The 23235-nt window shown below is 63.7% G+C and carries 16 protein-coding genes; 11 read left to right on the top strand and 5 right to left on the bottom strand.

Translation table 11 applies throughout. The features are described from left to right. Window positions 1–49: 49 nt before the first annotated feature. Window positions 50–2119, top strand: coding sequence for a transketolase (gene tkt / locus H7993_RS01955; protein WP_185793248.1), 2070 nt, complete (start codon window positions 50–52; stop codon window positions 2117–2119). Window positions 2120–2374: 255 nt separating this feature from the next. Then, on the top strand, window positions 2375–3166 hold the full coding sequence (locus H7993_RS01950) for a TSUP family transporter (RefSeq protein ID WP_185793247.1): 792 nt from the start codon (window positions 2375–2377) through the stop codon (window positions 3164–3166). On the opposite strand, the gene nudC is transcribed toward H7993_RS01950, so the two are convergent. From nudC to gnd, 5 genes are read right to left on the bottom strand one after another with little or no spacing between them, the layout of a single operon-like run. Continuing rightward, window positions 3134–3964 (bottom strand): NAD(+) diphosphatase, encoded by an 831-nt coding sequence (nudC, locus tag H7993_RS01945; protein WP_185793246.1) that lies wholly within the window; start codon window positions 3962–3964, stop codon window positions 3134–3136. The two genes, H7993_RS01950 and nudC, sit on opposite strands and share 33 nt — an antisense overlap. Before the next feature lie 31 nt (window positions 3965–3995). Then, window positions 3996–5810, bottom strand: a complete 1815-nt coding sequence (locus H7993_RS01940) for a glycoside hydrolase family 15 protein (protein ID WP_185793245.1) — start codon at window positions 5808–5810, stop codon at window positions 3996–3998. 57 nt (window positions 5811–5867) lie between these two features. Further along, complete coding sequence (locus H7993_RS01935) at window positions 5868–6695, bottom strand: Cof-type HAD-IIB family hydrolase (protein WP_185793244.1); 828 nt, start codon at window positions 6693–6695, stop codon at window positions 5868–5870. Beyond that, a complete protein-coding gene (zwf, locus tag H7993_RS01930) occupies window positions 6692–8200 on the bottom strand; it encodes a glucose-6-phosphate dehydrogenase (RefSeq protein ID WP_185793243.1) in 1509 nt (502 codons plus the stop codon). The genes H7993_RS01935 and zwf overlap by 4 nt, the downstream gene beginning before the upstream one ends. Beyond that, window positions 8197–9174: a phosphogluconate dehydrogenase (NAD(+)-dependent, decarboxylating) gene (gnd, locus tag H7993_RS01925; RefSeq protein ID WP_122477848.1), complete on the bottom strand. Its 978-nt coding sequence runs from the start codon at window positions 9172–9174 to the stop codon at window positions 8197–8199. Before gnd ends, zwf begins: the two co-directional genes overlap by 4 nt. Before the next feature lie 640 nt (window positions 9175–9814). Here gnd and glgA point away from each other — a divergent pair. The 9 genes from glgA (at window position 9815) to H7993_RS01880 (ending at window position 23187) form a co-directional block, all read left to right on the top strand. Continuing rightward, a complete protein-coding gene (glgA, locus tag H7993_RS01920; protein ID WP_122477847.1) occupies window positions 9815–11377 on the top strand; it encodes a glycogen synthase GlgA in 1563 nt (520 codons plus the stop codon). 35 nt (window positions 11378–11412) lie between these two features. Next, a complete protein-coding gene (treZ, locus tag H7993_RS01915) occupies window positions 11413–13206 on the top strand; it encodes a malto-oligosyltrehalose trehalohydrolase (RefSeq protein ID WP_185793242.1) in 1794 nt (597 codons plus the stop codon). Next, on the top strand, window positions 13203–15287 hold the full coding sequence (gene malQ, locus H7993_RS01910; RefSeq protein WP_185793241.1) for a 4-alpha-glucanotransferase: 2085 nt from the start codon (window positions 13203–13205) through the stop codon (window positions 15285–15287). The genes treZ and malQ overlap by 4 nt, the downstream gene beginning before the upstream one ends. Further along, the gene (locus tag H7993_RS01905) at window positions 15284–18073 is read left to right on the top strand and encodes a malto-oligosyltrehalose synthase (RefSeq protein WP_185793240.1); all 2790 of its coding nucleotides are present in this window, start codon (window positions 15284–15286) and stop codon (window positions 18071–18073) included. The genes malQ and H7993_RS01905 overlap by 4 nt, the downstream gene beginning before the upstream one ends. Before the next feature lie 14 nt (window positions 18074–18087). Beyond that, the gene (locus H7993_RS01900; RefSeq protein ID WP_185793239.1) at window positions 18088–18438 is read left to right on the top strand and encodes a DUF2934 domain-containing protein; all 351 of its coding nucleotides are present in this window, start codon (window positions 18088–18090) and stop codon (window positions 18436–18438) included. Between the two features lie 222 nt (window positions 18439–18660). Continuing rightward, window positions 18661–20823 carry a glycogen debranching protein GlgX gene (glgX, locus tag H7993_RS01895; RefSeq protein ID WP_122477839.1) on the top strand — a complete coding sequence of 721 codons (2163 nt, stop codon included), beginning with the start codon at window positions 18661–18663 and terminating at the stop codon, window positions 20821–20823. Then, window positions 20820–21827 (top strand): acyl-CoA dehydrogenase family protein, encoded by a 1008-nt coding sequence (locus H7993_RS01890; protein WP_185793238.1) that lies wholly within the window; start codon window positions 20820–20822, stop codon window positions 21825–21827. Before glgX ends, H7993_RS01890 begins: the two co-directional genes overlap by 4 nt. Next, window positions 21824–22582, top strand: coding sequence for a PIG-L deacetylase family protein (locus H7993_RS01885; protein WP_185793237.1), 759 nt, complete (start codon window positions 21824–21826; stop codon window positions 22580–22582). Before H7993_RS01890 ends, H7993_RS01885 begins: the two co-directional genes overlap by 4 nt. Next, window positions 22579–23187, top strand: a complete 609-nt coding sequence (locus H7993_RS01880; RefSeq protein WP_185793236.1) for a class I SAM-dependent methyltransferase — start codon at window positions 22579–22581, stop codon at window positions 23185–23187. The genes H7993_RS01885 and H7993_RS01880 overlap by 4 nt, the downstream gene beginning before the upstream one ends. The last annotated feature ends 48 nt before the right edge of the window (window positions 23188–23235 follow it).

The raw sequence follows: 23235 nt of genomic DNA, 5'->3' as shown, positions 1-23235 counted from the left end.
ACATCTTCACCGCGATTTCCTCGCGAACTCAATGTGGGATCGAATCAATATGACAAATCAGGTTTCCAACCCAGCCAGTTCCACCGCCACCGACCAGCTGTGCATCAATACCCTGCGCACGCTGGCCATGGATGCCGTGCAGAAAGCCAATTCCGGGCATCCCGGCACACCCATGGCCCTGGCGCCGGTGGGCTATACCCTGTGGAGCCGCTTCTTGCGCTACCACCCCGAGCATCCCGACTGGCCCAACCGCGACCGATTCGTGCTCTCCGCCGGCCATGCTTCCATGCTGCTGTACGGGCTGTTGCACTTGGCGGGCGTCGAAGAAATCGACGAGCACGGGACCAAGACCGGCCAGCCTGCAGTCAGCCTGGACGACATCAAGCAGTTTCGGCAGATGGACTCCAAGACTCCCGGGCATCCCGAATACCGTTTCACTACCGGTGTCGAGACTACCACCGGGCCGCTGGGCCAAGGTTGCGCCAACAGCGTGGGCATGGCCATGGCCCAGCACTGGCTGGCGTCGCGCTTCAACCGCGACGACCTGAAGCTGTTCGACTACAACGTCTACGCGATCTGCGGCGACGGCGACATGATGGAAGGCGTCAGCAGCGAGGCCGCGTCGATGGCCGGCCATTTGAAGCTGGCCAACCTGTGCTGGATCTACGACAACAACACGATCAGCATCGAAGGCCACACCGAACTGGCGTTCAGCGAAGACGTGCTGACCCGATTCAAGGGCTACGGCTGGAACACCTTGCACGTCACCGACGCCAACGACACCGAAGCGTTGGCCAAAGCCTTCGAGCAGTTCACCCAGAACCGCGACGCGCCGACCTTGATCATGGTCGACAGCGTGATCGGCTACGGCGCGCCGAACAAACAGAACACCGCCGCTGCCCACGGTGAAGCGCTGGGTGACGATGAAATCAAGCTGGCCAAGAAAGCCTACGGCTGGGATGAGAACAGCAGCTTCTCGGTGCCTGACAGCGTGGCCCATCATCTGCGTGACACTTTGCTGAACAGCCATGGTGAACGCCATGCGCAGTGGGAACAGCAGTTGCAGACACTGGCAGAACGCGAACCCGACCTGGCCGAAGAACTGCGGCGCATGCGCGCTGGGGAAATGCCCGAAGGTTGGCAGGCCGAACTGGAAGCCTTCGACACCGACGCCAAGGGTGTGGCGACGCGTGCCGCGGGCGGCAAGGTGCTGAACGCGTTCGCCAAGAAGATTCCCTGGTTGCTGGGCGGTTCGGCCGATCTGTCGCCGTCGACCAAGACCAACCTGACGTTCGACGGTGCCGGCAGTTTTTCGGCAACCCAGCCTGGGGGGCGCAATCTGCACTTTGGCATCCGCGAGCACGCCATGGGCGCGATCGCCAATGGCCTGGCGCTGTGCTACATCCGTCCGTACACCTCGACCTTTCTGGTGTTCAGCGACTACATGAAACCGCCGATTCGCCTGGCGGCGATCATGGAGTTGCCGGTGGTGTTCGTCTTCACTCACGATTCCATCGGTGTCGGTGAAGACGGCCCTACCCATCAGCCCATCGAGCACCTGACCCAGCTACGTGCCACCCCAGGGCTGCTGACGTTGCGCCCAGGCGACGCCAACGAAACCACCCAGGCCTGGAAGATTGCCTTGGCACAGACCGATCGGCCGTCGTGCATCGTGCTGTCGCGTCAGCCTATGGCGACCCTGGATCGCGAGCGCTTCGGCAGTGCCGAGGGCGTCGCCCGTGGCGGCTATGTATTGGCCGACAGCGAGAATCCGCAGGTGATTCTGATCGCCACTGGCAGTGAAGTGGGCCTTGCTGTGCAGGCTTATGAGCAGTTGCACGAGCAAGGTATCGCGGCGCGTGTGGTCAGCCTGCCGTGCTGGGAGTTGTTCGAGGAGCAGGATGCGCAGTATCGCGAACAGGTGCTGCCGGCTACGGTGACTGCGCGCGTGGCCATCGAGCAGGCCGGACCGCTGGGTTGGGATCGCTACGTGGGTGCCACCGGTGCGAAGGTGGTGATGAACAGCTTCGGGGCCTCGGCGCCGATCGACAAGTTGCAGGCCAAGTTCGGGTTCACCGTGGACAATGTGGTGAAGCTGGCGAAAGAGCAGATCGGCTAGCCCCATCTCGGCGGCGCGGTGAACCTGGAACTCCGCGGCGTTGCTTTCGCGGCCGCTGACCGCTCCTACGGTATCAGGCTTCTGTGTAGGAGCGGTCTTTGGCCGCGAAACGGGCGGCGCGGTTCATCTGCGGCTCCGCGGCTTCCCATTCGCGGCCAAAGACCGTTCCTACGGATGCATGCAGCGCCGCGCACCGGCTAGAATGGCTGCATTCGCCTGCGCCTTTCGCATGCACCCTGCCGTGAAGCCGACCCCATGTCTTTCGATCTTCTGTCCAATCTCAGCGTCACGCCGAGCGTCCTGCTCATTCTCGTGCTGGTAGCATTCGTGGCCGGGTTCATCGACGCCATCGCTGGCGGCGGTGGCCTGCTCACCACGCCGGCCCTGCTCACTGCAGGCTTGCCACCGCACCTGGTGCTGGGCACCAACAAGCTCAGCTCGACCTTTGGCGCCGCGACTGCAAGCTATACCTTCTACAAACGCAAGCTGTTCCATCCGCAGCAATGGAAGAATGCGCTGCTGGGCACCCTGGTCGGCGGGTTTCTCGGTGCGGGTGCGGCGCACTACATGCCTGCCGAATGGCTGAACCGGATGCTGCCGGTGATCGTCTTCGCCTGCGGCCTGTACCTGCTGTTCGGCGGTACACCCAAGGCGCCGCTGGACAGCCACGCGCCGATCAAGCGCAAATGGCAATTGCCCCAAGGCTTGACGCTGGGCTTCTACGATGGCGTGGCAGGCCCCGGCACCGGGGCCTTCTGGACCGTCAGCACGATGCTGCTGTACCCACTGGACCTGGTCCGCGCCAGCGGCGTGGCGCGCAGCATGAACTTCGTCAGCAACATCGCCGCACTTACGGTGTTCATCATCAGCGGTCAGGTCGACTGGCTGATCGGCCTGAGCATGGGCCTGGCAGTGACGGTGGGTGCGTTCTTCGGCGCACGCACGGCGATCGGCGGCGGCGCCAAGTTCATCCGCCCGGTGTTCATTACCATCGTGCTGGCCCTGACCGTGCGGCTAGCCTGGCAGCACTGGTTCGGGCAGGCCTGAGCGGCGCCCCACGTACAGGTCGATGAGATGCCGGGCAATCGAGCGCCCGGCCGGCAGGGCCGGCAATGCATCGATGCGAAACCACTGGGCGTCTTCGATTTCGTCGAGCTGGGGCACGATCTCGCCGGCGGCGTATTCGGCATGGAAACCCAGCATCATCGAATGCGGAAACGGCCAGCATTGGCTGCCGATGTACTGGATGTTGCGTACGCTCACCTGCACCTCTTCCATCACCTCACGGCGCAGGCAGTCTTCGGCAGACTCGCCCGGCTCGGCAAAGCCGGCCAACGTGCTGTAGACACCCGGCACGAACCGTGGAGAGCGAGCCAGCAAGACTTCATCGCCGCGGGTGACCAGTACGATCATGCTCGGCGAGATCCGCGGATAGCTGCGCAACTCGCAGCGCGCGCAATGCATCGCACGTTCACCTGGCACCTGCAATGTCGGGCCGCCGCAACTGCCGCAAAACCGATGCTCACGCGCCCAGGTGCCAATCTGCGCGGCATAGCCGAGCATGCGGTAGACCTGGAAATCGCCTTCGAGCATGAACTGCCGCAGGCCCTGCCAGTGGCAGCCGTCCGGTGCGTCCGGGCTGCGCAGCTCCAGAAGGTACACCGGCCGGCCGTCGAAATGCCCGATGCCGTGTTCGGTCAGGACATCGATGGGTTGCTGCCTGAGCCAGTCACGCTCGAACAGTACGCCTTGGGCGTTGCAGAGAAATCCCTGACTGCTGCGAGCCACGGCCCAGCCACCGGGTTGTGCGGTATCGAGCACCGCTGTGGTCCAGCGTTCACTCATCGAATCGAATCCTCGTTTTGCAGCCGCGCGATCATTCCACGCGCGCGCCCACGGCGGCGGCAGCGCGGGCCTGGGCCGGGTTCTGCGCGCGGTACAGGTTGAGCGCGGTATTGATGATGCCCAACTGGCTGAACGCCTGGGGAAAATTCCCCAGCATGCGCCCCGCCTGTGGGTCGTACTGCTCGGCCAGCAGGCCAACGTCGTTGCACAGACCGGCCAGGCGCTCGAACAGCCGTTCGGCGTCGGCCATGCGGCCTTGCAGCACATAGACATCGGCCAGCCAGAAAGAGCACACCAGAAAAGTCCCTTCGCCAGGGTCCAAGCCATCGACCCCGTGGGCGGTGTCGTAACGCAGCAGCAGACCGTCGCGCATCAACGTGCTCTCAATACGTGCCACGGTCGCCACCACCCGCGGATCGTCCGGCGGCAGGAAACCGGTCAAGGCAATCTGCAGCAGGCTGGCATCGGTATGGGTCGAGCCATAGGCCTGAACGAAATGCCCCAGCTGCGCATCGATGCCTCGGCTGCAGACCTGGGCATGGATGCGGTCGGCGACGGCGCGGTAACGCGCGGCCTGCTCCCGTCCCTCCTCTGTGGGCTCGGCGAGGTTCGCCGCACGGTCGAAAGCTACCCAGGCCATGACCTTGGAGTGGGTGAAGTGCTGCGGCGCACCGCGAATCTCCCAGATCCCCTCGTCCGGCTGCTCCCAGATGCTTTCCAGGTACGGCAGTATGACGCGGAAAATCGCGGCGCCACGGGGGTGTCGCGGCAGTCCGGCGCGGATGGCCTGGCTCATGGCGTCGGCCACTTCGCCGTAGACATCCAGCTGCCGCTGGGTCGCGGCGCCGTTGCCGATGCGCACCGGCGCCGAACCCTCGTAGCCCGCCAGCCATGGCAGGGTCTGCTCGGGCAATCGGCGCTCGCCGGCCAGGCCGTACATGATCTGCATCTGCTCGGGGTTGCCGGCAACCGAACGCATCAACCACTTGCGCCAGGCAGCGGCTTCTTCGTAGTAGCCCAGGTTCATGAAGGCCAGCAAGGTCATGGTGGCATCGCGCAGCCAGCAGTAACGATAATCCCAGTTGCGCTCGCCGCCCAACTGCTCGGGCAGCGAGGTGGTGACCGCAGCGACGATGCCGCCCGTGGGGGCATAGGTCATGGCCTTGAGGGTCAACAGCGAGCGCTTGACCAGCGGCGTCCATGCCCCCACGTCGGGGCAGCGCTCGGCGAACTCATGCCAGTAGCGCTCGGTTTCGGCCAGGCAGCGGTCGGCATCCACGGCCGGTTGCAGCGGCAGGTGCGAGGCCTGGAAACTCAGGCGATAGCACAGCCGCTCGCCGGCGGCGACCGTGAAGCGGCTGCCGGTGCGGTGGTCCACCGCGTGCAGGTCGGACGCGCTGCGCAACACCAGCATGTCGGGGCCGGCCACCGCAGTGAGGGTCCGGGGATGGGCCTGCTCGACCCAGGGCACGCTGCTGCCGTAGTCGAAGCGCATGACCAGCTCCATGTCGAAAGCGACCTTCCCGCTCAGGCCGACCACCGTGCGCACTACGCAGTCCTGGTCACCCACCGGCATCCAGTCGACGAGCATGGCGCTGCCGTGCTCGGTATGGAACACCGTCTCCAGGATCATCGTGCTGTCGCGGTAGCGGCGCTCGGTAGCGGTCAAGGCATCACTGGGGCAGATACGCCAGCGGCCGTTTTCGCTGTCACCCAGCAAGGCCGAGAAACAGGCAGGGGAATCGAAACGAGGAAAGCACAACCAATCCAGCGAACCCGACTTGTCAACCAGAGCAGCGGTACGGCAGTTGCCCAACAGGGCATAGTCTTCGATCAGTGCCGGCATGGAACCCTCATGACCACGGGCGCGGACCGGAAGTCGGTGCCACGCCGGAAAACTGTATCAACGTCGAGCGCGGGGCAATATCAGCTCATGAATGGCTTGCGCCACGCCGTCTGCCGCATTGCTGGCGGTCACTGCATCGGCCTGGTCGCGCACCGCCTGCTCGCCCTGGCCCATGGCCACGGAAAAACCGGCCCGCTTGAACATGGCCACATCGTTGGCGCCGTCACCCAATACGGCGGTGTTGGCCAGGTCAATGCTCAAACCGGCAGCCAAGGTTGCCAGGGCTTCGCCTTTGTTGGCCAACACCGCGGTGATGTCCAGGTAATACTGCTGCGAGCGTGCCGCAATCGCCTTGCCGCTCAGCGGCCCCTGCAGCTGCCGTTCCAGATCGATCAGCAGTTGGAAGTCGCTGGAGGTGGCGACCATCTTGTGCACGCGGTCCAGATAGGGCGTGAAATCGTCGACGATCAACGGCTCGTAGCCCAGAGCGTGCAGCTCCTTGGGAAAATAGTGAGCGTCGCGGTCGCGTGCCAGCCACTGGTCGTCGGCGAACACCCAGACGTCCAGCCGGTGCTGGGCAAACAACGCCAGGCAAATATCGACCGCCGCGCGCTCCACCCAGTGGGACTGCAGCTCACTGCCGTCGGGATTGACCAATACGCCACCGTTGAATGCAGCGGTCGGCAGGTCGATTCCCAAGGTCTGAATCTGTTGGCGCATGGCCCGCGGCGGGCGGCTGCTCGCCAGGGTAAACCGCACCCCTGCCTCGCGCAGCTGCGCCACCGCTTCGATAACCGCGGGGCTCAGGCTGTGATCGGGCATCAGCAGGGTGCCGTCCATGTCGCTGAGGACGAACTGGATGAGGTCTTGCGAAGCCGCACTCATCCCAGTCGATGCCAGTGGTGGCCATCGCGTGCCAACAACTCGTCGGCCGCCTCCGGACCGTCTTCGCCCGCCGCGTAGGTGGCAATGCTGCCGCCCTCGCGCCAGGCGTCGAGGAACGGCTGCACGGCGCGCCAACCATTTTCGATGTTGTCGGCGCGCTGGAACAGGGTCTGGTCGCCGATGAGGCAGTCGTAGATCAACGTCTCGTAGCCCGTGGACGGCTGCATCTGGAAGAAGTCCTTGTAGGCGAAGCCCAGCTTGACGTTCTCCAGCTCCATTGCCGGGCCGGGGCGTTTGGCCTGCAGGTCGAACCACATGCCCTCGTCTGGCTGGATCTGGATCTTCAGGTAGTTGGACTTGAGCCGGTCTACTTCGGTATCGCGGAACTGCGCGTAGGGCGCCGGCTTGAAGCAGATGGCGATCTCGGTGTCGCGCACGCTCATGCGCTTGCCGGTGCGCAGATAGAACGGCACACCGACCCAGCGCCAGTTGTCGACCATGACCTTGAGCGCCACGTAGGTTTCAGTGCTGCTCTGCGGGTCGACCTTGGGCTCCTCGCGATAGCCGGGCTTGTCGCCCTGCCCCGCGGTGTACTGGCCACGGACCGAATTCTTCAAGGCATCGGCCTTGGACCAGGGGCGAATGGCGCCGATCACCTTGGCCTTCTCGCCGCGGACCGCGTCGGCGCCGAAGGCCGCCGGGGGCTCCATGGCAATCATCGCCAACAGCTGGAACAGGTGATTGGGGACCATGTCGCGCAACGCGCCGGTCTGGTCGTAGAAATTGCCACGGGTTTCAACCCCGACCGTTTCGGCGGCAGTGATCTGCACGTGGTCGATGTAGTGGTTGTTCCAGAACGCTTCGAAAATACCGTTGGAGAAACGGCTGACCAGAATGTTCTGCACCGTCTCCTTGCCCAGGTAATGATCGATGCGATAGATCTGCTTCTCGCTCATCACGCTCAACAGGCAGGCGTTGAGCGCTTCGGCGGACGCCAGGTCGTGACCGAAGGGTTTTTCGATCACCACCCGGCGAAAGGCGTCAGGCTGCTCCTTGAGCAACCCGCTGCTGCCCAGTCGCTGCGCGACTTCACTGAAGAAGCGCGGCGAGGTGGCCAGGTAGAACATGGCATTGCCGGTACCGTTGACTTCGATGCGCTCGGCAATCGCCTGGTAGGTGGCGTCGTCGAGGAAGTCGCCGGAAATGTAGCTGATGCGCTTGCGCAGCTTGGCCCAGAGCGCCGGATCCAGCACTTTGTCCGGCTCGTCGATGCCCTTGGCGCGCGCCTGTTCGATGATGAAGGCTTCGAGCTTGGCGGCGAAATCCGCGTCGCTCACCTCGTTGTGATCGACCCCGACAATGTGCAGGCCGTTGTCCAGCAGTCCATCCCGGCTCAAGTTGTACAAGGCCGGCATCAGCAAGCGTTTGACAAGGTCGCCGTGGGCGCCGAACAGAAACAGGGTTGACGGTGGAGCGGCATCTACTTTCGAGGTCGCTCTACTCATTTGGGAACCTCGACGTGACCGCCGAAGCCGAAGCGCATCGCCGAGAGGATCTTGTCACCGTAGGTCGCGTCCTGACGCGAGCGGAAACGCGCGAACAAGGCGCTGGACAACACCGGTACCGGAACGGCCTGCTCGACCGCTGCGTCGATGGTCCAGCGGCCTTCACCACTGTCCGACACGACGCCGGAATATTGACTCAGCTGCTGATCGCTGGCCAGGGCATCGGCCGTCAGATCGAGCAACCACGACGACACCACGCTGCCGCGACGCCAGACTTCGGCGATATCGGCCAGGTTGAGGTCGAAACGCTGATCTTCCGGCAGCTCGCTGCTGGATTTGGTCTTGAGGATATCGAAGCCCTCGGCGAAGGCCTGCATCATGCCGTACTCGATGCCATTGTGGATCATCTTGACGAAGTGCCCGGAACCGGCCGGACCTGCATGGATGTAGCCACGCTCGGCACGATCGTCCGAACTGTTGCGATCACGGGTACGCGGGATGTCGCCCATGCCCGGCGCCAGGCAGTCGAACAGTGGGTCGAGGCGTTCGAAGATGTCCGGCTCGCCGCCGATCATCATGCAATAGCCGCGGTCCAGGCCCCACACGCCGCCAGAGGTGCCGACGTCGACGTAGTGCAACTGGCGTGCCGCCAGCTCGCGTGCGCGACGGATGTCATCCTTGTAGAAGGTGTTGCCCCCGTCGATGATCACGTCGCCCGGCTCGAGCAGATCGCCCAGCTGGGCGATGGTCGCCTCGGTCGGAGCGCCGGCGGGCAGCATGACCCAGACCGCGCGCGGCGTGTCCATCTTGCTCACCAGATCGGCTAGATCGGCGGCCCCGATGGCGCCCTCACCGGCCAGGCCATGCACTGAATCCTGATTGCGATCGAAGACCACCGTTTGATGACCCGCGCGCATCAACCTTCTGGCGATGTTGCCGCCCATGCGGCCCAGCCCAATGATTCCCAGTTGCATGCGAGAGCTCCACTCTATGTTGCTTGAAGAAGATATTTCTTGAACGGTGTTGTCCTGAAAGCCTGTACGGGTATTGCCCGATCGAGCTTCCAAGTTAGTCCCGGACGATACCGGTAAGTTTCCGAGTATACCTTTGGTCGATTGCGACGCTGGGCAAAACTTGGCTTTTTTTGTCGATTTCATCAACGTCCATACCTGGGATCCGACACAAATCGCAACGGTTTGCGAGGCAGGCATGGACGACCGCGCAAAAGCGCTTTCGGCGCACAGCCAAAGTGCGCTGGAAGCCCTCTGGCAGAGGCCTGTAGTACGAGTGTGCCAATAATTATCGGCCGTCAGTCGCGCGCCTGGCCCAAAAAAATGGCGGATCTCCTACACTCAGGCCACAGGCGATGTATCGCTTGGAAATCCGATGCAAAAAACTCGAAACTTTTTGCAAATCAGACAGGTCAGGATAGGGAGCAGGTTATTTGCTGTTTCTTGTCCGCCAAGCCTGCCATCCCGTGAATCATTGCAGCCTGCGGCAGGAACGCCGTTGCCTGCGGCGCCTGTGCGTGTGTCAGCGGGAAGCGCTAATCGATCAGCGCTTTTTTTAGAGTCAGGATCTGCCATACAAGTACGTAATGCACGGGAGAGAACAATGATCAGTGCCGCTGTCGAAAACCACGGAGAGCGTTTCAACAGGCAAGCGGCGGAACCCGCCCACTTGCAGGTTCCCACGCCTACCAGCAAAGCACTGCAGACGCCGTCTGGCGCCCACAAACAAAAAGTTCTTTTCGTGACATCGGAAATTGCCGACCTGGTCAAGACCGGCGGCCTGGGTGACGTGTCGGCGGCGCTGCCACGCGCCATGAGTCAGGTACATGACGTTCGCGTACTGATTCCCGGCTACCCGCAAGTGCTCAACAGCGACAACCCGATTCACGTGGTCGGCGAACTCAGCGGCCATGCCGCCCTGCCACCGTGCAAGATCGGCCGCATGGACATGCCCGACGGGCTGGTCATCTACGTGTTGCTCTGCCCAGAACTGTATGAGCGCGATGGCACCCCCTACGGCGCCAACAACGGTCGCGACTGGCCGGACAACCATATCCGCTTCGCCCGCCTGGGCCTGGCAGCCGCCGACATCGCCGCAGGCCAGGGCATGGTGCATTGGAAGCCCGACTTGGTGCACGCCCACGATTGGCCTGCCGGCCTGGCGCCTGCCTACATGCACTGGCGTGGTCTGCGTACGCCTACCCTGTTCACCATCCACAACCTGGCCTACCAAGGCGTGTTCAGCCGCGGCTGCTGCCCCGAGCTGGGCGTTCCCAACCATGCGATGCAGCAGGACGGCATGGAGTTCTTCGGCAAGCTGTCGTTTCTCAAGGCCGGCATGGCCTACGCGAACCACATCACCACGGTGAGCGCGACCTATGCCGAAGAGATCACCACGCCTGAATTCGGTTGCGGCCTGGAAGGCTTCCTCAGCAGCAAGGCGCAGCAAGGCAAACTCAGCGGCATTCCCAACGGCATCGACGCCAGCTGGGAGTCGGCCACCGACCCGCACCTGGTCTGCCCGTTCAGCCTGAACGACTGGGAAGGCAAGGCGGTCAATGCGGCCCACGTGCGCAAGCTGTTCGAAATCGAAGAATCTGATGGCCCCCTGTTCGCCGTGGTGTCCCGCCTGGTCTACCAGAAAGGCCTGGACCTTACCGAAGGCGTGACACAGTTCATCGTCGAAAACGGTGGCCAGGTGATCATCATCGGCCGCGGCGAGCCCGAGGAAGAGCAGGCCATGCGCGAGCTCGCCCTGCGCTTCCCCGGTCGCGTGGGTGTACGCATCGGCTTCAACGAAACCGATGCGCGACGCATGTTCGCCGGCAGCGACTTCCTGCTGATGCCGTCACGCTACGAGCCCTGCGGCCTGAGCCAGATGTATGCACAACGCTTCGGCTCGCTGCCTGTGGCGCGCAACACCGGGGGCCTGGCCGACACCATCGAGGACGGGGTAACCGGTTTTCTGTTCGGCGAGTCGACCATCGAGAGCTACAAGGCCGCCCTGGCGCGCGCCTTTTATGTCTTCGGCAAGCCCGAACTGCTGAACGCCATGCGCTGCCGCGCGATGACCCAGCCTTTCAACTGGAGCGAGGCGGTGGAGCCTTACGCCGAGCTTTATCAGGCGCTGGTCCATGGCAGCAAGACTTCTGCGAATCATAAATAACGGCGATCAATCAATAAATGGAAGAGGTTTCATCGATGCCTTCACGGAAAACTGAAACCTGGTCCCACGGTGCAGTAATGCAGGACTCCGGGCTCACTCACTTTGCATTGTGGGCACCGGACGCTTTCTCGGTCGGGCTGCAGGTCGCCGACGGCGAATCGTTGCCCATGCTCGCCGGCAACGACGGCTGGTTCACCCTGGAACACAAGTGCGCGGCCGGTACCGCCTACCGTTTCGATATCGATGGCGAGATGGCAGTGCCTGACCCGGCGTCCCGCGCCCAGCAGGACGACGTGCATTCAGCCAGCCTTGTAGTCGACCCGCTGGCCTACAGTTGGCAGAACACCAGCTGGCTGGGCCGACCATGGTCCCAGGCGGTCATCTATGAACTGCACGTGGGTGCGCTGGGCGGCTACGCCGGTGTCGAATCCCACCTGGCACGCCTTGCAGCCCTGGGCGTCACCGCGATCGAGTTGATGCCCATCGCCGAATTCCCGGGCGAACGCAACTGGGGGTATGACGGCGTCCTGCCGTATGCTCCGGAAGCCTCCTACGGCACACCCGAACAGCTCAAGCATTTGATCGATTGCGCCCATGGCCATGGCCTGATGGTAATCCTCGATGTGGTCTACAACCACTTCGGCCCCGATGGCAATTACCTTGGCCGCTACGCCAAGGGCTTCTTCCGCCACGACAAGAAAACCCCGTGGGGCGATGCCATCGACTTCCGCCGCGATGAGGTAAGAAGTTTCTTCATCGATAACGCCGCCATGTGGCTGCTCGAATACCGTTTCGACGGCCTGCGCTTCGACGCCGTGCATGCCATTCAGGACCCGACCTTCCTGCAGGAGATGGCCACCACCCTGCGCGAGCAGGTCGGCGCCGATCGACACGTCTGGCTGATGCTGGAGAACGAGCACAACCAGGCTCATCTGCTCGAGCAGGGTTACGACGCGCAGTGGAACGACGACGGTCATAACGTGCTGCATGCACTGCTGACCGGCGAAGACGAGGCGTACTACGCCGACTTCAGCGAACAGTCGACCGAAAAGCTGGCGCGTTGCCTGAGTCAGGGTTTCATCTATCAGGGCGATACCAACCAGAAGGGCGAATCGCGTGGCGAACCCAGCGGTCATCTGCCGCCCACTGCCTTCGTGCTGTTTCTGCAGAACCACGACCAGATCGGCAACCGCGCCATGGGTGAGCGCCTGAGTCTGCTGTGCAGCGAACCGGCCCTGCGCGCCGCCACTGCCTTGCTGTTGCTGTCTCCGATGATTCCCATGCTGTTCATGGGCGACGAGTGGGCCGCCGACGAGCCGTTCCTGTTTTTCACCGATCACCACGGCGAATTGGCCGAAGCGGTCCGCGAGGGGCGTCGCGCCGAGTTTGCCGCGTTCGACGCCTTCGCCAACGAAGCAACCCGGGCGAAGATTCCCGATCCGAACGCTGCCAGCACGTTCGAAGCGTCGCGGCCGGACTTCGCCGAATTCCAGTTCCGCCAGGACGGGGCCTGGGTGCAGTTGTATCGCCAGTTGCTGGCCTTGCGCCGCGACGAGATCGTGCCGCGGCTCGATGGTGCCCAGTCACTGGGTGCGCAGGTATTGGCCGACAAGGCGGTGACGGCAAAATGGCGAATGGGCGATGGCAGCGTGTTGCGCATCGATCTGAACCTGAGCGAGGCGACCGTGCCGGCCCATCTGCAGACCGAACACCTGCTGTTCGACAGCCGGCCCCAGAACGACACCACCACCGTACTGAACCAAGGACTGCCCGCCTTTACCGCTCTGGTCAGCTTGATTCCGGCGGGTGACTCGGAGACAGCGGTATGACCGAACAACGCCAACTCCACGATCTTGCCGAGCGCGCCGGCATCGCCGTCGACTGGACCGATGCCAATGGCAAGCCGCAGACGGTTGCCGACGGTGTCCTGCGCAAGGTGCTGCGTGGCCTGGGCCATCCTGCCGATTCAGTGCAAGAGGTCGAGCAAAGCCTGGACGAGTTGCGCAAGACGGCACAGTCGCATCGCCTGCCCCCACTGTTGACGGTCGAACACGGCCAGCCGCTCGATCTTGCGCGGTTCTTCGAGCCGGGTACGGCCTGCGAAGTCAAGCTGGAAGACGGCAGTACGCTGTCGCTGAGCCTGGACAAAAACGGCGCCCTGCCCGGCCTGCTGCCCGTCGGTTATCAGGACGTGCACATCGAGCAGCAGCATTTCACCCTGGCTGTAGCGCCACCACGCTGCTTCAGCGTCGCCGACGCCTATGGCCAGGACACCGCCCACGCCTGGGGGCTGGGTGTTCAGTTGTACGCAGTGCGCCGCAGCGGTGATGGCGGCTTCGGCGATACCCAAGCCCTGGAAACGCTGGTGCGCAGTGCCGGCGAGCGCGGTGCCGATGCCTTGGCGATCAGCCCCATGCACGCCATGAGCAGCAGCGACAACACGCGCTACAGCCCCTACTCGCCTTCGAGCCGGCTGTTTCTCAACAGCCTGTACGCGGCACCTGCCGCGGTGCTCGGTGAAGACGCCGTGCGCACCGCTATCGAAACTTCCAGGTTGGGCGATACCCTGCACGCGCTGGAAGCGTTGCCTTTGGTGGACTGGCCAGCTGCCGCCGGGGCCAAGCAGCGCTTGCTGCGTGCGCTCTATGACAGCTTCTGCCAGAACGAACACCCCCTCAATGCGGATTTCAACGCGTTCCGCCACACCGGTGGCGAAGCGCTGGAGAATCACTGCCGCTACGAGGCTTTGCAGGCCGACTTCAAGGCTCGCGGTGAAAGCCTGGACTGGCGCCAGTGGCCCCAGCAGTGGCATGACCCACGCGGCACGGCCGTGGCCGAGTTCGCTGCAGCCCACTGCGATGAGATCGCCTTTCATGCATTCTGCCAATGGCTGATCGACCGCTGCCTGGCCAAGGTGCAGCAAGCGGCGCGCAGCAGCGGCATGAAGATCGGTCTGATCGCCGACCTTGCCGTGGGTGCCGACGGCGCCGGTAGCCAGGCCTGGAGCCGTCAGGACGAGTTGCTCGCCGACCTGACCGTGGGCGCGCCGCCTGACATTCTGAATCGCTCGGGGCAAAGCTGGGGCATCTCGGCATTCTCGCCCGAGGGTCTGCAGCGCAATGGCTTCCGCGCATTCATCGAGATGCTGCGGGCCAATTTCGCCCATGCCGGTGGCCTGCGCATCGATCACATCATGGGCCTGCAGCGCCTGTGGCTGATTCCGGCCGACGCCAAGCCCGGCGAAGGTGCCTACCTGCAGTTTCCCATCGACGACATGCTGCGCCTGCTCGCGCTCGAATCCCACCGTCACCAGGCCGTGGTGCTGGGCGAAGACCTCGGCACGGTGCCCGATGGCTTGCGTGAGAAGCTGGCAGCCCGGCAGATGCTGGGGATGCGCGTGCTGCTGTTCGAACAGAACGACGGCGTGTTCATCGAGAATCAAGCGTGGCCAGATAACGCCCTGGCCACCTCGACCACCCACGACCTGCCGACCCTCAACGGTTGGTGGCGCGGGCGTGACATCGATTGGAACCGCGACCTGGAACTGATCGACGAGCCGACCGAGAAACACTGGCGCGAGACCCGCGAACACGAGCGTCGCGCTTTGCGCCAGGTGCTTGCACACGAACTGCAGCAGAGCCAGGTGGAGGGCGTGGACGACATCGATGCGATGATCGACGCCAGTACCCGCTTCCTTGGCCAGACCCCTGCTCCGCTGGTATTGCTGCCGATCGACGATGCCTTGGGTATCGAGGAACAGGCCAACCTGCCGGGCACCATAGACAGTCATCCCAATTGGCGCCGCCGCTACAGCGCCCATGCCCAGAATCTTCTCGACGATGAAGACGCTGCCAGACGCCTAGAGCTGCTGGCCTGCGCCCGCCAACAAGCCAGTGAGCGTTACCGATGAAAAAAATGACGGCCAGCGTTCGGCTGCAGTTGCACAAGGATTTCACCCTGGATGATGCCGCTCGCCTGGTGCCGTATTTTTCCCGGCTCGGCATCAGCCATGTGTACGCGTCTCCCATTCTCAAGGCCCGCCCCGGCTCGATGCACGGCTACGACGTCGTCGACCCGACCCAGGTCAACCCCGAACTGGGTGGCCAGCCCGCGCTGGAGCGGCTGATCGCAGCGCTGCGCGAGCAGGACATGGGTTTCATCCTCGACATCGTGTCCAATCACATGGCCGTGGGGGGTGCGCACAACCCGTGGTGGCTCGACCTGCTCGAGTGGGGGCGTCGCAGCCCGTATTCGGAGTTCTTCGACATTCAGTGGCACTCGCCCGACCCATTGCTCGAAGGCCAGTTGCTGTTGCCCTTTCTCGGCAGTGACTACGGCGCGGCCCTGCAGGGCGGTGAACTGGTGCTCAAGTTCGACGCGGAGCAAGGCAGCTTTTTCGTCGAGCACTACGAGCATCGCTTTCCGATCTGTCCGATCGACTACCCGCACATCCTGGCGGCGTCGGGCAATGCACCGGTCAGCGAGTTGGGCGCGCGCTTCGCCAATCTGCATGGCAGCGACGACGCGTACGGCGAGGCTCGCGCGCTGCAAGCCGACCTGGCGACCCGTGTCGCCAGCGGCGGCCTGAACGATGGCATTAAAGCCTCCCTGGCCCAGTTCGATGCCACCAGCGACGAAGGCTTCAACCGCCTGCACGAGCTGCTGGAGCGACAATCCTATCGCCTGGCAAGCTGGCGCACCGCCGGTGACGACATCAACTGGCGGCGCTTCTTCGACGTCAACGAATTGGGCGGCCTGCGTGTCGAGCGGCCGGCGGTATTCGAAGCGACCCACGCGAAGATCTTCGAACTGATCGGCGCAGGCCTGGTGGACGGCTTGCGTATCGACCATATCGACGGCCTGGCCGACCCGCGTGGCTACTCGCGCAAACTGCGACGTCGGGTCAACGCCCTGTTGCAGCAGCGCCCGGAGTCCGCGCGCATCGATCACGTACCGATCTACGTCGAGAAGATTCTGGGCGCAGGCGAAACACTGCACCGTGACTGGCAGGTCGATGGCACCACCGGCTACGAGTTCATGAACCAGGTGTCGTTGCTGCAGCATGATCCTGACGGCGAGCAGCCACTGGGCGAGCTGTGGAGCCGCGTCAGTGGCCGCCCCAGCGAGTTCATCGAAGAAGCCCACGTGGCTCGCAACCTGGTACTCAACGGTTCCCTCGCCGGCGATTTCGAGTCCGTGGCCCAGGCCTTGCTGCAAGTGGCCCGCGGCGACTTGATGAGCCGCGACCTGACCCTGGGCGCCATCCGCCGAGCGCTGCAAGAGCTGATCGTGCACTTCCCGGTGTACCGTACCTATATCAACCCGTGCGGACGCCCGGCTGAAGACGAAGCTTTCTTCCAGAAGGCTATGGACGGCGCACGCGGTACGTTGGGCGAAGCCGACTGGCCGGTACTCGATTACCTGCAGCGCTGGCTGGGTGGCGAACGCTGGCGCGCGCTGCCCATCGGCCGTCGACGCAAGCTGATTCGCCACGCCTGCGTGCGCTTCCAGCAACTGACATCGCCGGCGGCGGCCAAGGCTGTCGAGGACACTGCATTCTACCGCTCTGCCGTATTGCTTTCGCGCAACGACGTCGGTTTCGAGACCGAACTGTTCGCCGGCACCCCGGAAGCGTTCGACCAGGCCTGTCAGCAGCGCCTCGAGCATTTCCCGGACAATCTGCTGGCCACTGCCACCCACGACCACAAGCGTGGCGAAGACACCCGTACGCGCCTGGCCGTGCTCAGCGAGCGCGCACCCTGGTACGTCGAGCAAGTGCAGCAATGGCTGGAGCTGGCTGCGCCCCTGCGCAGTGCCTTCGGCGACGGCCATGCACCGAGTGGTGGCGACGAGCTGATGCTTTACCAGGCACTGCTGGGCAGCTGGCCGCTGGACCTGCGCAGTGACGACGTCGAAGGCCTGACCGCCTACGCCGAGCGCCTGTACCAATGGCAGCAGAAGGCGTTGCGCGAAGCCAAGCTGATCAGCAGCTGGAGTGCGCCGAACGAGGCCTACGAAACAGCCTGCCGCGACTTTCTCGAGCAATTGCTGCTGAGCGACAAGGGTCGCCCGCTGCGCGATGCCATTGCCGCCGCCAGTCGCACCATTGCGCCCAGCGGCGCGCTGGACAGCCTGGCGCAAACCCTGCTGCGCATGACCGTGCCCGGCATCCCCGATCTGTATCAGGGCGCCGAGTACTGGGATTTCAGCCTGGTCGATCCGGATAACCGTCGTCCGGTGGATTACGCCGCACGCGAACATTCGCTCGATGCCCGCCCTGCGGTCAGCGAATTGCTGCAAGACTGGCACGATGGTCGCATCAAGCAGGCCATGATCCAGCGCACGCTTCAGGCGCGTGCCGCACACCCGGCGCTATTCCGGGACGGCAGCTACCAGAAGCTCGACGTCCAGGGTGTGCATGCCGATCGCATTCACGCGTTCGCTCGCGTACTGGACGGCACGACGGCCATAGTGATCGTGCCCCGTCTGGCCAGCGGCCTGTTGGCCGATGCCCAGACGCCTTTGATCGATGCCAGCGCTTGGGGCGACACCCGTGTCGTTTTGCCATCGGTGCAATCCGGGGCTACATTGAAGGGACTTTTCTCCGACCACGCAGTCACAGCAGAGAAGGAATTGTTGGTGAGCACTGCGCTGAAAGAGTTTCCCGTCAATCTCTTCCTACAAAGTGAGCTGTAATAAGGAGCGTTGAAATGAGTGCCGACGATAAACGAGTCCGCGAATTCGCCTATCAGATCTGGGAATCCGAAGGTCAGCCCGAAGGGCAGGACGAGCGCCATTGGGAGATGGCACGCAAGCTGGCCGAGGCTGAGGCGCTAGCGCCTTCCAAGCCCGCCAAGGGCAAAGCTGCGGCCAAGCCCAAGGCGGCCGCTCAGCCCAAGCCCAAGCCAGCTGGCGAGGGTCCTGCTGCCAAACCCAAGGCCCCGGGCAAGGCTGCTGACCCAGCCGATGCAGCAGCGGATCCCGCCGCCAAGGCCGACGGTGCTGGCAAGCCACCGGCACCGAAGAAGCCGCGTCCACCGAAAAAGCCCACCGCAAAGTGACACCCGCCCGCGTACTGCCGCTACCTGGCACGCGGGCACATCTTCCGTCGGTCCAGCCCCAGGGCTGGATGGCTGCAGTTACCGAACTTCACGTGCCCGTCACCCGGACGGCACGTTCACCGACCCGTTGCCTGCCTCAGCACCTCCCGACTCTGAAGACACCGATGATGCTATGACATCTGCCTGCGCCGTATGCGTGCAAACCAAGAGCAAGGATCGACCATGAGTCCGCACAAGAAAGCTGCACCCGCGCCAGAACCGACCGAACCGTCGCGTATTCGCGAAGGCCTGCCCTTCCCGCTTGGCGCCACCTGGACCGGTCTGGGTGTGAACTTCGCGCTGTTTTCCGCCAATGCCACCAAGGTCGAACTTTGCATCTTCGATGCCAGTGGCGAAGAGGAAATCGAGCGCATCGAGTTGCCCGAGTACACCGACGAGATCTACCACGGCTACTTGCCCGACGCCCACCCAGGGCTGATCTACGGCTACCGTGTGCATGGCCCTTACGACCCCGAGAACGGCCACCGTTTCAACCCCAACAAGCTGCTGATCGACCCCTATGCCAAGCAGCTGGTAGGCGAACTCAAGTGGTCCGAGGCCCTGTTCGGCTATACCATCGGCCATCCCGATGGTGACCTCAGTTTCGATGAACGCGACAGCGCTCCGTTCGTGCCGAAGAGCAAAGTCATCGACCCGGCCTACACCTGGGGCCGTGACCATCGCGTCAGTGTGCCGTGGGACAAGACCATCTTCTACGAGGCCCATGTGCGCGGCCTGACCATGCAGCACCCTGCCGTGCCTGAGTCCCTGCGCGGGACCTTCGCCGGCCTCGCCGTGCCGGAAGTGGTCGACCACCTGAAGAACCTGGGGGTGACGTCGATCGAGTTGCTGCCGATCCATGGCTTCGTCAACGACCAGCACCTGTTGCAGAAAGGCCTCAACAACTACTGGGGCTACAACAGCATTGCGTTCTTCGCGCCGCATTCGCGCTACATCGCCAGCGGCAAGATAGCCGAGTTCAAGGAGATGATCGCGCACCTGCACGACGCCGGCCTGGAAGTCATTCTCGACGTGGTCTACAACCACACCGCCGAAGGCAACGAGCAAGGGCCGACGCTGTCGATGCGCGGCATCGACAACGCTTCCTACTATCGCTTGATGCCCGAGAACAAGCGCTATTACATCAACGACTCAGGCACCGGCAACACGCTGGACCTGAGCCATCCCTGCGTGTTGCAGATGGTCACTGACTCGCTGCGCTACTGGGCCTCGGAAATGCACGTCGACGGCTTCCGCTTCGACCTGGCAACCATCCTCGGCCGCTACCACGACGGCTTTTCGGAACGGCACAGCTTCCTCGTCGCCTGTCGCCAGGACCCGGTGCTGCGCTCGGTGAAGCTCATCGCCGAGCCGTGGGACTGTGGCCCCGGTGGTTATCAGGTGGGCGGCTTCGCGCCGGGTTGGGCCGAATGGAACGATCGCTTCCGCGACACCGTACGGGCGTTCTGGAAAGGTGACGACGGCCAGCTTGCCGACTTCGCCGCGCGCATGACCGGCTCGGGCGACATGTTCAACCAGCGCGGTCGCCGGCCCTATTCTTCGGTCAACTTCATCACTGCGCACGATGGCTTCACCCTGCGCGACCTGGTGTCGTACAACGACAAGCACAACGAAGACAACGACGAAGACAACCAGGACGGCACCAGTAACAACGTCTCCTGGAACCACGGTGTCGAAGGCCCCAGTGACGATCCGGAAATCATCGAACTGCGCCTGCGCCAGATGCGCAACTTCTTTACCACCCTGTTGTTCTCCCAAGGTACGCCGATGATCGTCGCCGGCGACGAGTTCTCGCGCACGCAGGGTGGCAACAACAATGCCTACTGCCAGGACAGCGAGATCGGCTGGGTCAACTGGGAGCTCGACGAAGACGGCAAGGGCCTGCTGCGTTTCGTCAAACGCCTGATCAAGCTGCGCAACAGCTACCCGATCCTGCGCCGCAATCGCTTTCTGGTCGGCGAGTACAACGAAGCCATCGGCGTCAAGGACGTGACCTGGCTTGACCCGCTGGGCAACGAGATGACCGCCGAGCAATGGGAAGACGCCCATGGCCGCTGCCTGGGGATGATGCTCGATGGCCGCGCGCAGCCCAGTGGCATTCGCAAACCGGGCGCCGATGCGACCCTGCTGCTGATCGTCAATGCTCACCATGACGTCGTCAACTTCACCCTTCCCGAAGTACCGGAAGGTGAATACTGGAATTGCCGCATCGACACCAACCGCCCGGACCTGGGTGAGCATGAGCGTCTGGAATTCGGCAGCGAATTCCAGGTGACCGGTCGCTCGATGCTGATGTTCGAACTGCACCGGGATGTCGAAGAATGAAACCGACCCTGACCGAGGCTCTGAAATGGCCGGCGCAGGGTTACGCCGACACTGCAGCGCTGGGCAAGGAACTGCGGCGGCTGTGCGCCTCGGGCCTGGACAGCCTGCCGCTGCCCGCCGGTGGCGACACTTTGCAGCGCTGGCAGTGCCTGGCGGCCGTGGCCGGGCATGATCTGGGCCTGTGCAAACTGTACGAAGGCCACACTGACGCGTTGGCCATCATGCAGGAACTGGGTGCCGATCTCGCGCCCGAGGGCTCGATCTGGGGCACTTGGGCCTCGGAGCCGCCCCAGGCACGGGTGATGGTTCGCCACGAAGGTGACCGCGTGCTGCTCAGCGGCCGCAAGGCCTGGTGTTCGGGCGCCAGCGTCGTCACCCATGGCCTGCTTACGGCCTGGGATGACGATGGCCAGCAACAACTGGTCGCGGTGCCGATGGACCAGGCCAACCTGTGCGTCACCGACGACGGCTGGAACGCCGTGGGCATGGCCAACACCGGCAGCGTCGAGATCCTGCTGGAAAACGCCGAGGGCTGGTGCGTCGGAACCGCAGGAAGCTACCTCAACCGCCCCGGTTTCTGGCTGGGCGGCATCGGCATCGCCGCGTGCTGGTTCGGTGCCGCCCGTGAGCTTGGGCGCTATCTGGCCCAGCACTGCCATGCCCGGCCCGAACCTCATGCACTGGCGCACCTGGGCGCAGTGGACCGGGCATTGGCGGCCTGCATTGCCGTCCTGCGCCAGGCCGCCATTGCTGCCGATCTGCAGCCCGATGGCCATTTCGAGCATTCGGCGCGACTGTGCCGCGCGGTGGCTGAACACACCGCCGACACCGTCATCAGCCATGTCGGCCGCGCCTTGGGCGCGGCCCCGTACTGCAAGGATCCTCACTTCGCCCGGTTGATCGCCGATCTGCCGGTATACCTGCGACAGAGCCATGCCGAGCGCGACCTCGCTGCGCTGGGCCAGTTGCTCGGTGCCCCCACGACGCGGACCTGGAGTTTATGAAAGAAAACCCTATCGTAGGCCAGGGCACGCCCCTGCAGGCCTGGCGCGGCTCGCGGCACTTGGCCGAACTGCCATTGATCGACGCCCAGACACTGGTACCGACTGGCTCGCGGGCGGTGATCATCGCCCCGCATCCGGACGATGAAGTGCTCGGCTGTGGTGGGCTTTTGCAATTGCTGGCAGGTCTGGATCGGCAGATCCTGATCATTTCCGTCACCGACGGCAGCGCCAGCCATCCGGGCTCGCAGACGTGGCCCGCCGAACGCCTCAGCGCCGTGCGGCCGCAGGAGAGCGCCGAGGCGCTACACCGTCTGGGCCTACCCCTGCACAGCTTGCAATGGATTCGCGGAGGCTTTGCCGACAGCGGTGTGGCGCACGAAGAGCAACGACTGACCGAGTTCATTCAGCGCTACCTCAAGCCCACAGATGTGGTGTTCAGCACTTGGTGCAACGATGGCCACACCGACCATGAGGCGGTAGGCCGTGCGGGCGCAACGGCGGCCGCGGCTGCTGGCGCGAGCCATCATGAACTGCCGATCTGGACCTGGCACTGGGCGCAGCCCGAAGACGATCGGATCCCATGGTCGCGCGCGCGTAAGCTGCCGCTGGACAAGGTGATGGTGGCGCGCAAGAGCCATGCGGTGCATGCCTTCGCCAGTCAGCTGGAAGGCGATCCACAGATAGGCCTGGCGCCTGTGCTGCCCCCCTACGTTCTGGAGCGGTTGCTGCAGCCGTTCGAGGTGGTGTTTCTATGAGCGGACAAAGCGTCGACAACCAGTATTTCGACAAGCTCTACGAGGGCAACGACGACCCCTGGGCCATGCGTCATCGCTGGTACGAGCGGCGCAAGCGGGCATTGCTGCTCGCCTGCCTGCCGCAGGAGCGCTATGGCGCGATCTTCGAGCCCGGTTGTGCCAACGGCGAGACCAGCCTGGCACTGGCCACGCGCTGCGACGCCCTGCTCAGCTGCGACATGAATACCCGCGCGGTGGGCCTGACCCAGGCGCGCCTGAGCGACATCGCCCACGCCCAGGCGCGACAGGCTGCCCTGCCCGCCGACTGGCCAGGCGAGCGCTTCGACCTCATCGTGCTCAATGAACTGGGTTACTACCTGAGTCGCGCCGACCTCAGCCAGGTCATCGAGAAAGCTCGTGCTTGCTTGAACCCCGGTGGCCAGGTGGTTGCCTGTCACTGGCTGGCGAGCATCGAGGGTGCGCCGCAGACGGCCACGCAGGTCCACGAACAGCTGCACGCGGAATTGGGCATGCACCGGCTGGTGGAACACAGGGAGGGTGATTTTCTACTGGAACTGTGGAGCTGCGAGTCGACGACCGTCGCCCAGCACGAGGGATTGCGCTGACCCTTGGAACACGCAGACTTGATACTCAGTCGAAAAAAAGGGGCTCCG

Origin of the sequence: Pseudomonas baltica, from assembly GCF_014235765.1 — a bacterium.
Lineage (GTDB): Bacteria > Pseudomonadota > Gammaproteobacteria > Pseudomonadales > Pseudomonadaceae > Aquipseudomonas > Aquipseudomonas baltica.
This window is presented reverse-complemented; position numbering and strand designations above follow the sequence as displayed.

Excerpts from the sequence above, each read along its gene's own strand:
- tkt (WP_185793248.1), top strand. The coding sequence starts at position 50 with ATGACAAATCAGGTTTCCAACCCAGCCAGTTCCACCGCCACCGACCAG.
- H7993_RS01950 (WP_185793247.1), top strand. The coding sequence starts at position 2,375 with ATGTCTTTCGATCTTCTGTCCAATCTCAGCGTCACGCCGAGCGTCCTG.
- nudC (WP_185793246.1), bottom strand. The coding sequence starts at position 3,964 with ATGAGTGAACGCTGGACCACAGCGGTGCTCGATACCGCACAACCCGGT.
- H7993_RS01940 (WP_185793245.1), bottom strand. The coding sequence starts at position 5,810 with ATGCCGGCACTGATCGAAGACTATGCCCTGTTGGGCAACTGCCGTACC.
- H7993_RS01935 (WP_185793244.1), bottom strand. The coding sequence starts at position 6,695 with ATGAGTGCGGCTTCGCAAGACCTCATCCAGTTCGTCCTCAGCGACATG.
- zwf (WP_185793243.1), bottom strand. The coding sequence starts at position 8,200 with ATGAGTAGAGCGACCTCGAAAGTAGATGCCGCTCCACCGTCAACCCTG.
- gnd (WP_122477848.1), bottom strand. The coding sequence starts at position 9,174 with ATGCAACTGGGAATCATTGGGCTGGGCCGCATGGGCGGCAACATCGCC.
- glgA (WP_122477847.1), top strand. The coding sequence starts at position 9,815 with ATGATCAGTGCCGCTGTCGAAAACCACGGAGAGCGTTTCAACAGGCAA.
- treZ (WP_185793242.1), top strand. The coding sequence starts at position 11,413 with ATGCCTTCACGGAAAACTGAAACCTGGTCCCACGGTGCAGTAATGCAG.
- malQ (WP_185793241.1), top strand. The coding sequence starts at position 13,203 with ATGACCGAACAACGCCAACTCCACGATCTTGCCGAGCGCGCCGGCATC.
- H7993_RS01905 (WP_185793240.1), top strand. The coding sequence starts at position 15,284 with ATGAAAAAAATGACGGCCAGCGTTCGGCTGCAGTTGCACAAGGATTTC.
- H7993_RS01900 (WP_185793239.1), top strand. The coding sequence starts at position 18,088 with ATGAGTGCCGACGATAAACGAGTCCGCGAATTCGCCTATCAGATCTGG.
- glgX (WP_122477839.1), top strand. The coding sequence starts at position 18,661 with ATGAGTCCGCACAAGAAAGCTGCACCCGCGCCAGAACCGACCGAACCG.
- H7993_RS01890 (WP_185793238.1), top strand. The coding sequence starts at position 20,820 with ATGAAACCGACCCTGACCGAGGCTCTGAAATGGCCGGCGCAGGGTTAC.
- H7993_RS01885 (WP_185793237.1), top strand. The coding sequence starts at position 21,824 with ATGAAAGAAAACCCTATCGTAGGCCAGGGCACGCCCCTGCAGGCCTGG.
- H7993_RS01880 (WP_185793236.1), top strand. The coding sequence starts at position 22,579 with ATGAGCGGACAAAGCGTCGACAACCAGTATTTCGACAAGCTCTACGAG.